This window comes from Serratia sp. PGPR-27, from assembly GCF_022678525.1.
Taxonomy (GTDB): domain Bacteria; phylum Pseudomonadota; class Gammaproteobacteria; order Enterobacterales; family Enterobacteriaceae; genus Serratia; species Serratia nematodiphila.
In genome coordinates this window covers 93,793-105,386 of the sequence record NZ_JALBYS010000014.1, presented here as the reverse complement: position 1 = coordinate 105,386, position 11,594 = coordinate 93,793, and the positions used below count along the sequence as shown (strand labels likewise).

Sequence of the window (11,594 nt, the reverse complement as noted above, 5' to 3'; positions counted from 1 at the left end):
CTGGCGCTGCTCGCCGCGACTGCCGCCGCGTTGCCCGCTCAGGCTAAGCCTGCGCTCCACGGGGCGGCGGCCGGAAACGGCATTCGTTGGCAATCTTGTCTCAACAGCGGCTTTCAGCGTTGGTTCGATGAGGCGCCGCCGCCGGGGCTGCGCTGTGGCTATCTCGAGGTGCCGCTGGCGTACGCCACGCCGCCCGCTCATACCGTGCAGGCGGGCGAACAGACCGTGCGCCTGGCGCTGACCCTGCTGCCCACCACCGGGCCGAAAAAGGGCAGCGTGGTGACGATCAGCGGCGGGCCGGGCCTGCCGGGCATCAACCCCTATTTAGGCAACGACGCCCACGTCGCCAGGCTGCGTAAATCCTACGACATCATCGGTTACGATCCGCGCGGCGTCGGCCAATCGACGCCGAAAATCTCCTGCCAGCTGGCCGAAGGTGACGAACGCCCTGAACCGGACGACAACGACGTGGCCGGCGCGGAGAACCAGACGCGCGCCCTGATTGCCGCCTGCATCAAACAGACCGGCGCGGACGTGCTGCAACATATCGGCACCGACGAAGCGGTCAACGATCTGAATGCGATCCGCCACGCGCTGGGCGAGCCAGGGCTGACGGCGGTGGCGTACTCTTACGGCACCAAGGTGGCGGCGCTGTATGCCGAGCGTTTTCCGAAGAAAACGCGCGCGCTGGTGCTCGACGGGGTGGTGGATCTGGCTGAGGGCGATTTCACCCAGCGGCTGAACCAGGAACGGGGGTTCCAGCAAAGCTTCCTGCGCTTCGCCGCCTACTGCGGTAAAACCGACAGCTGTCAGCTGGGCGGCGGCGCCAATCAGGCGCTGCAGCGCTATCACGCCTTGCTGCGCAAGCTGCACGAGCAGCCGTTCGTCACTGCGGCAGGCTATGAAATCTCCGCCGACGACGTGTTGACGGTCACGCGTTCGCTGCTGCTGTGGCCGGAGCGCTGGCATGAGCTGGCCACCGTGCTGCGCCAGCTCGATGCCGGCATCGCCGGGCAGCAGGTTTCCGATCTGATCGACGAAAGCTATTCGCCGGATGCCGATGACGCCCTGAACGTCATCACCTGCGCCGACGTCGCCAACCCGACGGCCGATCCGCAGCAGTTGCGCCGGCAGCGGCAGGAGATCAATACCGCCGCTTTGTATGCCCACTATCTGCCGCTGCACGAATACCCGCTGGAAATGTGCGATCTGTGGCCGTACCGCGGCAAAGATCGGCCGCATACCCCGGCTGCGTCCGCCGCGTTGCCGCCGCTGCTGTTCGTTGCCCAGCGCTACGATCCGACTACCCCGTACCGCAACGCGCAAGTGATGGCCGCCGCCTTTAAAAGCCCGCTGATCACCCGCGAACGCGACGGGCATACGCTGGCGCTGAACGGCATCGACAGCTGCGTTGACGAAAGCGTGGTGGATTATCTGCTGGCGCCGAAAAAGCCGCGCCGCGACAAGATTTGCCGCTGAGAAGGCCGGGGAGCAGCCCGGCCTTAAGTGAGTCAGCCGGCGAAAATATGCGCCTGGCCCATCACGTTGAGAGTGACCTGAGCACCGGGCTGCAGGCCTTCGCGGCTGACGGTTTTGATCTCGATTTGCGCGCCGCCGGCGACCATCCGCAGGTTGAGCGTAGAGACGAAGCCGGCGAAATCGATGCCGGTGATCACCGCCTGGCCGCGCTGCGCCGGATCGGACAAGCCGATTTGAATCTGCTCCGGGCGCAGCATGATGCGCGCCGGGCCGCTGCGTTGGCGATCGTCGACGGCGATGCGCCCCAGTGCGCAGTCGGCCCAGCCGTGCGCCAGTTCGGCGGCCAACACCAGCGTTTCGCCAAGGAAGCTGGCGGTCGGTTCATCGACCGGGCGCAGATAAAGATCCTGCGGCGCGCCCACCTGCGCCAGCCGGCCATTGCGCATCACCGCCACCTGATCGGCGAACGACAGCGCCTCGCTCTGATCGTGGGTGACCAGGATCGACGCTACTTTGGCCTCCGTCAGCAGTTCGGCCACCGCTTTTCGGGTGGCGGCGCGCAGGCCGGTATCCAGCGCCGAGAACGGCTCGTCCAGCAGCATCAGCCGGGGTTGCTGCGACAGAGCACGCGCCAGCGCGACCCGCTGCTGCTGCCCGCCGGACAGTTCATGCGGCCACAGGGCCGCCAGACGGCGATCCAGCGCCACCATCTCCATTAACGCCTCGATGCGATGCTGTTTCTCGCGTTTGCTGCCCTTGAGGCCAAAACCGATGTTGCCGGCGACGGTAAAGTGCGGGAACAGCGCGCCATCCTGCGGAACGAAGCCGATGCCGCGCAGATGCGCAGGCACCCAGCCGCCGCCGTTGCCCATGGCTTGCCCCTGCAGCAGGATCTGGCCGCCGTCGGGGATTTCAAAGCCGGCGATGATGCGCAGCAGAGTGGTTTTGCCGGAGCCGGAAGGGCCGACGATCGCCGTGCGGCTGCCGGCGGTAACCTGCAGGTCAATGTGTTCCAGCACTCTGATGGCGTTGTAAGATTTTCCGATACCGTGCAGTTCGAGCGTGCTCATAGTCCCGCCGTGCGTTTAGATTGAGAATAAAGAAGCCAGGTGAGCGGCAATGACAGCGCCACCATAATCAGCGCATAAGGCGCTGCGGCGACGTAGTCTATCTCGCTGGTCAGCGCCCAGAAGCCGGTGGCCAGCGTGCGGGTGCCGTTCGGCGCCAGCAGCAGCGTGGCGGTCAGTTCATTGGCGATCGCCAGGAATACCAGCGCCGCGCCCGCAGCGGCGCCCGGCGCCGCCAGCCGCAGCGTGGTGCTCCACAACGCCTGCGCCGGCGATTTGCCCAGGCTGCGCGCCACGTTTTCCAATTCCACCGGCGCCTGTGCGATACCGGCGCGCAGATTGATCAGCGCCCGCGGCATAAACATCAGCAGATACGCCAGCAGTAGGGTGATTTCGGTCTGGTAAATCGGCCGGAAGCTGTGAATGGTGATGGTCACCAGCGCCAGCGCCACCACGATGCCGGGCAGCGAGCTGGTCACGTAGTTGCAGCCTTCCAGCACCCGATACAGCCGGGCCGGATAGCGTACCGACAGCCAGGCCATCGGAATGGCGCACAGGGTGATCAGCAGCGCGCCGGCGGCGGACAGCGACAGCGTTTGCCACAGCGCGGGCCACAGATCGGCGTTGCGCCATACGTCGAGGCCGCCCAGCCACAGCCAGCGGGCCAGGGTAATGAAAGGCACGCCCAACGCCAGCGCAGTCAGCGCGATCGGCAGCAGCAGCGCCAGCGCGGCGAGCGGCGGCGAAAGGCGGCGCGGCGTTTGGCTGCGGGCGCTGCCGGAACCGACGCGGGCATAGCGTGCGCGGCCACGGCTTATCGCCTCAAGCAACAGCAGCCCCAGGCAGCACAGCACCAACACGCCGGCCAGCATGTTGGCCGCCGGGCCGTTGAAGGTCGATTGGAACTGATCGAAGATGGCGGTGGTGAAGGTATCGAAACGGATCATGGCGTACAGGCCATACTCCGCCAGCAAGTGCAACGCGATCAGCAGCGAGCCGCCCCAGACCGCCAGTTTCAGCTGCGGCAGCACCACGCGGAAAAACACCGCCGGCGGTCGGGAGCCGAGTGAGGTGGCGACGTCCTCGATACCGGGATCCAGGCGGCGCAGCACGGCGGCGGCAGGCAGGTAGATAAACGGAAAGTAAGCGAGCACCGAGATGAAAACGCCAGCACCCAGGCCGTGCATCGACGGCACCAGGCTGATCCAGGCATAGCTTTGCACAAAGGCCGGCACCGCCAGCGGCGCGGTCGCCAATACCACCCAGAGACGGCGGCCCGGCAGCGTGGTGCGTTCGGTCAACCAGGCCAGGGCCACGCCCAGCACGGCGCAGATCGGCAGCGTCAGCACCACCAACAGCAGGGTATTCAACAGCAGCTCCGCCACACGCGGGCGGAAAACCAGTGCTTTGACCGTTTGCCAGCCGGTTTCAACCGCCACGCCGATAACGAATCCCAACGGCAGCAGCGCCAGCAACGACAGCAACACGGCGCTGACCACCACGATCGCCCCTGGCCGCGGGTGACGGGGGACAACAGAATAACGCCGCGCGGTCTGCGCGGCGTGGGTACTCAGGTTTGACATAACGATCAAAAACTCTCGGTTTGCCGGCGGGCCTTACAGCAGGCCCGCCTCGGTCATCAGTTCGACAACTTTCTTACTGTTCAACTGCGCGGCGTCTACCTTCGGTGCGTCCAGATCTTTCAGCGGCACCAGTTTCGGGTTAGAGGCCGCACCGACGCCGACGGCGTATTCGAAGGCGTTGTTGGTGCGCAGGATCTCCTGGCCCTGTTTGCCGGTGATCCACTTGATGAACGCCTGCGCCTGCTGCTGATGCTTGCTGGAAGCCAGCACGCCGCCGCCGGAGATGCTGACGAAGGCGCCCGGATCCTGATGTTTGAAGTAATACAGCTTGATGTTGTTGCTGTTCTCGCCGGTTTTCGCGCCGTCCACGAACGGGTAGTAGTGATAGATCACGCCGCTGTCGATCTGGCCGGCATTGACCGCTTTCATCACCGTGCTGTTGCCTTTATAGGCGGTAAAGTTGGTTTTCATCGCTTTCAGCCAGTCCAGCGTGGCTTTCTCGCCTTTCAGCTCCAGCAGCGCGCTGACGATCGCCTGGAAATCGGCGCCCGACGGCGAAGCGGCCCAGCGGCCTTTCCATTCCGGCTTGGCCAGATCCAGCAGTGACTTCGGCAGCTGCGCGTCGCTCAGTTTGGCCGGGTTATAAACAAACACGGTAGAGCGGGCGGCGATGCCGATCCAGCGGCCGTGGCTTGGGCGATATTGTGGTTCCACCTGGGCCAGCGTGGCGGCGTCCAGCGGGGCGAACAGCTTGGCGTTATCCACCAACACCATCGCCGGGGAGTTTTCCGTCAGAAACACGTCGGCAGGTGAAGCGCTGCCTTCCTGTACCAGTTGGTTGCCCAGTTCGCTGTCGCCGCCGTTGCGCAGCGTCACCTTGATGCCGGTGTCTTTGGTAAATCCGTCGACCCAGGATTTCACCAGATTTTCATGCTGGGCGTTATAAATAACGATGCCCTGGTCGGCGGAGGCCGCCTGAGCGCCAAAGGCCAGCATCATCGAGGAGGCGAGCAGGGCGACGGGGCCGAGAGATGAAATACGCAGCTTCATGCAGTTATCCTTTTTAGCGTTCGAATGAAGAAAACGAATATCGCCTGGCGAGCGCAAGCAGGCCGATTTTAGCCAAGAACATCAATAATGATAGTGAAAACGATTCGTATTAAATTATTTTTGACGATCGCTCACAAAATGAATTGCCCTAAGGATAAGTTAAGCTTCGGCTGGAATAATCTGTATTGATTGCCTGAATTTATGTCACCGCCGGTTCACGGCGTTCCTGACGGCAATGCCGGTCTCCGCGTTTATCCTCGTGTTTTTCATCGTTCTGTCGCCAGTACTTCTTTGATAATGAAAGAAATTCAACACCGCTTTTGGTTATGACTCATAGCGATTAATGATTTAATTTATTCCACTGCCTCATTGCATATTAAACGCGATAAAACACTAATCAGGGATATCGACGTGAAATATTCATTTAATGGCAAGAAACTGGCTGGTTTAATCCTCCTGGCTTTTAACGCTACGGCTGCCCAAGCCGCTGAGGTGCCGGCAGGCGTTAAACTGGCGGCGGTGCAAGAACTGGTGCGCGCCAACGGGTATGAACCGGCGACGCTGGATCCAAACCTGGCCGAAAGCAATGTGGAGTTCTACATCTTCAACGATCTGTTCGAAGGCTTGCTGCGCGTCGGAAAAGACGGTGAAGTGATCCCGGCACTGGCGCAGACGTGGGAGCATCAGGGCAACGTCTGGACTTTCCATCTGCGGCCGCAGGCCAAATGGTCGAACGGCGATCCGGTGACCGCCGACGATTTCGTTTACAGCTGGCGGCGCCTCACCGATCCGAAAACCGCCTCGCCGTACGGCAGCTATCTGGCTTCGGCCTACGTGCTGAATGCGGCGGCGATCAACGCCGGCAGCAAACCGCCGAGCGAGCTGGGCGTCAAGGCGCCGGACGCGCACACTCTGCAGGTGACGCTGTCGGAGCCTAATTCCTATCTGCTCAAGCAACTGGTGCATTTCCCGGTTTTGCCGGTGAACCGCAAGGTGGTGGAGCAGTACGGCAAAAACTGGACGCAGCCGGCGCACTTTGTCGGCAACGGGGCGTTCCGCCTCAGCCAGTGGGTGGTGAACGAAAAGGTGGTGGTGGAACGTAACCCGCAGTATTGGGATAACGCCAATACCGTGCTCAACAAGGTCACCTTCTTGCCGATCCAGGGCTTCCCTGAAGTGGCGCGTTTTCGCGCCGGTGAGGTTGAGCTGGGGTATACCACGCCGCCGGAGCTGTATCAGCAGCTGAAAAAAACGCTCGGCGAGCAACAGCTGGTGACCTATCCGCTGCTCTCCACCAGCTATTTCGCCTTCAACAACCGCCAGGCGCCGTTTAACGACGAGCGGGTGCGCCAGGCGCTGAACCTGGCGCTGGACAAAGAGATTATCGCCGGCAAAGTGTTGGGATACGGCCAGCAGCCGGCCTGGATCTTTACCCCAACCGGGGCGGGCGGCTATAACCTGCAGCCCGGCGCCGCGGCCGGTTTGACGCCGGAACAACGCCACGCCCAGGCGAAGCAACTGCTGGCGCAGGCCGGTTTCAACGCCGAGCATCCGCTGCGCTTTACCGTGCTGTACAGCAATGACGCCACCATTAAGAAGATCGTCATCGCCGCCGCCGCCATGTGGAAAAAGAACCTCGGCGCAGAGGCCACCTTGCAAAGCCAGGAGCGCAAAGTCACGCTGGACAATATCAACCGCGGGCAGTACGGCGTGGCCTTTACCCGCTGGCTGGCGGATTACAACGATCCGTCTACTTTCCTGAACGTGTTCCGTTCCGACAGCAGCGAGAACAGCCCCAAATACCGCAATCCGGAGTACGATCGCATTCTGCATCAGGCGACGGCGGCGCCGACACCGCAGCAGGTGCAGCAATATTTCCAGCAGGCCGAGGCGGTGCTGGCCGTCGATACGCCGGTCGCGCCGGTGTACTACGAAGCCAACGCCACGCTCATCAAACCTTACGTGAAGGGGATCGACTTTACTCGTCAGGGCGCCTTATACGATAAAAACGTCTACATTCTCGAACACTGAAAAATAAAAAACGGCTGATTTATATCAGCCGTTTTTATAAATGGCCGTTTAATTAACATTATCCTAAATACTCCATAAACGACGGGCAATCTTTTCTTCCCGCCGGATAAAACAACGCCTATACTGCGCCGGTAGTTTATATGCAGTATCTCGTTTGGCGAGGCTCCTATACAAACACAGGTTACTGATCTGACGACATCGAGAGATGCCCAAGGTTAAGACAGGCTTTATCGGATTAAGGTTTAGCCCAAAGTAACTTCCGAGCAACAACTCGGATACGTTGTATAGTGCTAAAACCTGGACGCGGAGATAGGCAGTCTGCACTCCCTCTGTGGTTACGCCCCTATGCGATTCGCTGTTGAAGTTCACAACAGAAATAGGGACTGACAAAATGATCAAGTCACATCAACACTATTCTTCTCCGGCGCTGAACGCGACTGAAACTCTCGACGAGACTTCGGTCGCCGGTTATATGAACGCCGATTTTATTACCGTTCCCGCAACGATGGCGGTCAATCATGCCCGGGAATATTTACTTTCGCAGCTCAAAACGGACGAAATTCCCAGCCGGGTATTTATTACCGCGGACGATTATCATCTGCGCGGCACACTGTCGGTGAAAAAACTGTTGCAGTGCGAAGAACAGGATAAAGCCGTCGGCGTAATGATGGATTACAGCTATTTCCAGGTTTCGCCCGACGATGACCGCAACGACGTGGCGCATCTGCTGGGCAAAGGGGGGCTGGACGTGGTGCCGGTGGTGGCCAATAACACGCTGGTCGGCGTACTGGGCGAGCGTGAGATCGCCCGGCTGGTCGAGGATGAAAACACCGAGGATGCACAACGCCAGGGCGCGAGCCTGCCGCTGGACAAGCCTTATCTGGAGACCAGCCCGTGGGCGCTGTGGCGTAAACGCTCGGTGTGGCTGCTGATGTTGTTCGTCGCTGAAGCCTACACCGGCAACGTGCTGAAAGCGTTTGAAGATCAGCTCGAAGCGGCGATTGCGCTGGCGTTCTTCATCCCGCTGCTGATCGGCACCGGCGGCAACAGCGGCACCCAGATCACCTCGACGCTGGTGCGCGCCATGGCGCTGGGAGAGGTCAGCCTGCGCAACCTGGGCGCGGTGATCCGCAAGGAGGTCACGACCTCGCTGCTGATCGCCGTCACCATTGGTCTGGCGGCCTGGGTGCGCGCCTGGATCATGGGCGTCGGCATGGAGGTGACGCTGGTGGTCAGCCTGTCGCTGGTGGCGATCACCGTGTGGAGCGCCATTGTTTCGTCGATCATCCCGATGCTGCTGAAACGTCTCGGCATCGATCCTGCCGTGGTGTCGGCGCCGTTTATCGCCACCTTTATCGATGGCACCGGCCTGATTATTTATTTCAAAATCGCCCAGCACGTTTTGGGTATTTAAACCGCTCCGCCCGTAAAGGGCGGAAATGTGACAAGCCTGAGGAGGACGTTAAAAACCATGGATGCCGACCAACCCCGATATTTAACGCAAGGGGATTTTATCGATAACATTTAACCTGAGGACAAAATAATGGGAAACATGACTATTTTTATGGGATTCCTGGCAATGATCAGCTCGCTGGGCCTGTTGGCGGCCTATATGAGCACCAAATGGGATGATTAATGAACGCTAAAGATCCGCCTAGATGCATCCTCCCTGTGATCGCTATTTATTATGGGGAGGATTTAGCGGCGCGCTGAACGCGCAGCCTAAAACGGGAGTTGATAATAATGACGATTCTTATTCTGGGATTGCTCTACGCCATTTTAATGATTTCGGTGAGGGTGAATGAGATTTATTTTTATTCCACCGGAAAATCCAATTTTCTTACTAGCCTCATGCTGACTTTCTCTGGCAGTATGCTGCTGATCGCCTTTGTCTGGCAATTATCCTCTAAAGTAAAAAAATAAATCACCGTCCGAATGTGAGCAGCATCATGCAAAATGAAAAACAGGCCGTGGCCAGAAACTCGATGATCGCCAGCGGGTTGCTGGCCACGGGCAAATTCGTCGCCGGCATTTTTACCGGCAGTATTGGCCTGATATCCGAAGGGATCCACTCTTTCACCGATTTTATCGCCACCAGCATCACCTGGCTGGCGGTGCGCATCAGCGATAAACCCGCCGATGACGATCACCACTTCGGCCACGGCAAGGTGGAAAACCTGGCGGCGCTGTTCGAGGTGTTGCTGTTGCTCGGCGCCGCCGGTTGGATCGTCTACGAGGCGGGCAGTAGCCTGCTCGGACAACCGCATGAGATCGTCGCGGCGCCGGTGGTGATCGCGGTGCTGCTGATTTCCATCTGCGTCGATTTTTTCCGCGTGCGGGCGCTCAACCGCGTCGCCAGGGCGACCGACAGCGCGGCGCTGGAGGCGGATGCGCTGCATTTCTTCTCCGACATGCTTTCGTCCGGCGTGGTGCTGCTGGGCATGGTGTTTGTGCTGCTGGGCTTTGGCCGTGCGGACGCCATCGCCGCGCTGATCGTCGCCGGTTTTATCTTTGTCGCGGCAATCAAACTGGGTAAACGCTCCTTCGACTCGCTGATGGATGCCGCGCCGGCCGGAGCCACCGAGGCGATTCGCGCCACGCTGGACAGCTTCCCGGCGGTGCTGGCCTGCGAAAGCGTGCGTATTCGCAACGCCGGCGCCGTACTGTTTGTCGAGATCACGGTGGCGGTGTGCCGCACCTTGCCGCTGGAGCGCATCGATGCGCTCAAGCGAGAAATCGTCGAACGACTGCGGGAGCAGTATGCCAAGGCGGAGTTTACCGTCATCGCGGTGCCGCAGACCCGCAGCGACGAAGACATGGCAACGCGCATTCGGGCGATCGCCGCCAATCACGGCGCGCAGGTGCAGAATGTCACCTTGCAGCAGTTGCCGACGCACATGGCGATCGGCATGGATTTGGCGGTGCCGGCCAACGCCAGCGTGGCGCAGGCGCATGATATCGCCACGGAGATAGAAGGGATCCTGCGTCAGGCGATCGGCGAGGACACCGAGATAGAGACCCATCTGGAGCCGCAGACGCCGCACTGGCTGGCCAGCGAGGATGTTTCCGCCGCCGAGCTGGCCGATATCCGGCTGATTTTGCAGTCGGCGCTGGAGCAGGGGGATAAGGTGCAAGACGTCCATAACATCCGGGCGCGCAGAACCGACGGCGGCATCATCGTCAACTTCCACTGCCGGGTGTCGCCGGCGGTAACCATCGCCGCCGCGCACGATGCGGTCGATCGGGTCGAGCGGCGGCTGCGCGCGCTTTATCCGGCCATCTCACGCGCGATAGGGCACGTCGAGCCGATCAAGCCCGGCGTTTGAATCAGCTCGGCCAATTGCGGATAGAGCGCCGCGTTGGCCAGCAGCAGCGGGTTGCCGCGTCGCAGCCCGTTGTGGTGCATAAAGTCATTCGCCACGCCGCCGGCTTCGCGCGTCAGCACCAGCCCAGGCAGGCTGTCCCAGGCGTTCATATGCGGTTCGTAATAGCCTAGCAGGCGCCCGGCGGCCACCTGGGCGGTCATCAACGCGCCGGAGCCGCTGCGCACGAACATGCCGCCCGCCTGCAGCAGGCGACAGAGAAAACCGCTGAATTCCGCCGCCGAGGCGCGCGGTGATATCCCGACGCCCATCACGCCATCCGCGACGCTGCGCCCGGCATGCACGCCGATCGGTTCCCCGTTGAGGAAAGCGCCTTGGCCACGGCAGGCGCGGAACATCTCGCGGTGGTTGGGATCGTAGACCACGCCGATCGTTGGCACGCCGTCGATCACCACGCCTATCGCGATACACCAGGTATGCAACCCGTTCAGGAAGCAGGCGGTGCCGTCAATCGGATCGACCACCCAAACGCAGGTGGCGTTATCGCCGCTGCTGCCGCCGCTCTCTTCGCCGAGAAACCCATCCAGGGGAAACCGACGGTTGATCATACGGCGGATCAGCGCCTCGACGCGGCGATCGGCTTCGCTGACCACGTCCTGCAGGCCCTGTTTAAACTCGACGGCCAGACTCTGCCGGCGTTGATAAAAGCTGAAGGCGAGATCGGCGGCGGCGCGGGCGATTTCACGCGCGAAGCGGTAGCGCGCCTCGATGTCCCGTGGAGAGAGTGATGTCATGGAGTGCCTGATAACGAAAAAAGAATGGCAGTAGCCTGCCAGAGAATGATGAAAGTAATGTGTCGCTCAGCGCTGCGGATAAGAAAAGCGCAGCGTGTCGAGTCTCAAACCGCCGGCGGCACGCGGTTTTTGCAAAGAGGAAAAAACAGGCCGCCGGGCGGCCTGTGAGATTGATGACAAACCTTATATCCTAGCCGGGTTGGCAGAGAGCACCGAATAAAAAACAAGGAAAATCAATTTATTGATTTTCGGCCGATCGCCACAAAG

10 protein-coding genes and 1 riboswitch are annotated in these 11,594 nt (G+C 60.7%); of the genes, 6 read left to right on the top strand and 4 right to left on the bottom strand.

Features of this window, described 5'->3' with window-relative positions; translation table 11 throughout:
* On the top strand, positions 1 to 1,479 hold a 1,479-nt coding region (locus MMS95_RS10190; protein WP_242141635.1), incomplete at its 5' end, for an alpha/beta hydrolase.
* Between the two features lie 32 nt (positions 1,480 to 1,511).
* Here the strand turns inward: MMS95_RS10190 and MMS95_RS10185 are convergent.
* Genes MMS95_RS10185 through MMS95_RS10175 form a run of 3 tightly spaced genes read right to left on the bottom strand, consistent with a single transcriptional unit; the run spans position 1,512 to position 5,179 of the window.
* Positions 1,512 to 2,549, bottom strand: coding sequence for an ABC transporter ATP-binding protein (locus MMS95_RS10185; RefSeq protein ID WP_015377942.1), 1,038 nt, complete (start codon positions 2,547 to 2,549; stop codon positions 1,512 to 1,514).
* The gene (locus MMS95_RS10180) at positions 2,546 to 4,129 is read right to left on the bottom strand and encodes an iron ABC transporter permease (protein WP_242141634.1); all 1,584 of its coding nucleotides are present in this window, start codon (positions 4,127 to 4,129) and stop codon (positions 2,546 to 2,548) included. Before MMS95_RS10180 ends, MMS95_RS10185 begins: the two co-directional genes overlap by 4 nt.
* Before the next feature lie 33 nt (positions 4,130 to 4,162).
* On the bottom strand, positions 4,163 to 5,179 hold the full coding sequence (locus MMS95_RS10175) for an iron ABC transporter substrate-binding protein (RefSeq protein ID WP_004938115.1): 1,017 nt from the start codon (positions 5,177 to 5,179) through the stop codon (positions 4,163 to 4,165).
* 411 nt (positions 5,180 to 5,590) lie between these two features.
* Between MMS95_RS10175 and MMS95_RS10170 the strand changes: the two genes are divergently transcribed.
* The 5 genes from MMS95_RS10170 to MMS95_RS10150 all read left to right on the top strand — a co-directional run bounded on the left by MMS95_RS10170 (position 5,591) and on the right by MMS95_RS10150 (position 10,536).
* Positions 5,591 to 7,210, top strand: coding sequence for an ABC transporter substrate-binding protein (locus MMS95_RS10170; protein ID WP_242141633.1), 1,620 nt, complete (start codon positions 5,591 to 5,593; stop codon positions 7,208 to 7,210).
* A gap of 142 nt (positions 7,211 to 7,352) precedes the next feature.
* Positions 7,353 to 7,526, top strand: a riboswitch (M-box (ykoK) riboswitch).
* 75 nt (positions 7,527 to 7,601) lie between these two features.
* On the top strand, positions 7,602 to 8,624 hold the full coding sequence (locus MMS95_RS10165) for a magnesium transporter (protein ID WP_242141632.1): 1,023 nt from the start codon (positions 7,602 to 7,604) through the stop codon (positions 8,622 to 8,624).
* A 129-nt stretch (positions 8,625 to 8,753) separates the two neighbouring features.
* Complete coding sequence (mgtS, locus tag MMS95_RS10160; protein ID WP_004938109.1) at positions 8,754 to 8,846, top strand: protein MgtS; 93 nt, start codon at positions 8,754 to 8,756, stop codon at positions 8,844 to 8,846.
* A 107-nt stretch (positions 8,847 to 8,953) separates the two neighbouring features.
* On the top strand, positions 8,954 to 9,133 hold the full coding sequence (locus tag MMS95_RS10155; RefSeq protein WP_242141631.1) for a hypothetical protein: 180 nt from the start codon (positions 8,954 to 8,956) through the stop codon (positions 9,131 to 9,133).
* A gap of 26 nt (positions 9,134 to 9,159) precedes the next feature.
* Complete coding sequence (locus tag MMS95_RS10150; RefSeq protein WP_242141630.1) at positions 9,160 to 10,536, top strand: cation diffusion facilitator family transporter; 1,377 nt, start codon at positions 9,160 to 9,162, stop codon at positions 10,534 to 10,536.
* Here the strand turns inward: MMS95_RS10150 and MMS95_RS10145 are convergent.
* The gene (locus tag MMS95_RS10145) at positions 10,479 to 11,327 is read right to left on the bottom strand and encodes an inositol monophosphatase (protein ID WP_076741221.1); all 849 of its coding nucleotides are present in this window, start codon (positions 11,325 to 11,327) and stop codon (positions 10,479 to 10,481) included. The genes MMS95_RS10150 and MMS95_RS10145 overlap by 58 nt on opposite strands.
* Positions 11,328 to 11,594: the final 267 nt, after the last annotated feature.

Excerpts from the sequence above, each read along its gene's own strand:
- mgtS (WP_004938109.1), top strand. The coding sequence starts at position 8,754 with ATGGGAAACATGACTATTTTTATGGGATTCCTGGCAATGATCAGCTCG.
- MMS95_RS10150 (WP_242141630.1), top strand. The coding sequence starts at position 9,160 with ATGCAAAATGAAAAACAGGCCGTGGCCAGAAACTCGATGATCGCCAGC.
- MMS95_RS10175 (WP_004938115.1), bottom strand. The coding sequence starts at position 5,179 with ATGAAGCTGCGTATTTCATCTCTCGGCCCCGTCGCCCTGCTCGCCTCC.
- MMS95_RS10155 (WP_242141631.1), top strand. The coding sequence starts at position 8,954 with ATGACGATTCTTATTCTGGGATTGCTCTACGCCATTTTAATGATTTCG.
- MMS95_RS10165 (WP_242141632.1), top strand. The coding sequence starts at position 7,602 with ATGATCAAGTCACATCAACACTATTCTTCTCCGGCGCTGAACGCGACT.
- MMS95_RS10145 (WP_076741221.1), bottom strand. The coding sequence starts at position 11,327 with ATGACATCACTCTCTCCACGGGACATCGAGGCGCGCTACCGCTTCGCG.
- MMS95_RS10180 (WP_242141634.1), bottom strand. The coding sequence starts at position 4,129 with ATGTCAAACCTGAGTACCCACGCCGCGCAGACCGCGCGGCGTTATTCT.
- MMS95_RS10185 (WP_015377942.1), bottom strand. The coding sequence starts at position 2,549 with ATGAGCACGCTCGAACTGCACGGTATCGGAAAATCTTACAACGCCATC.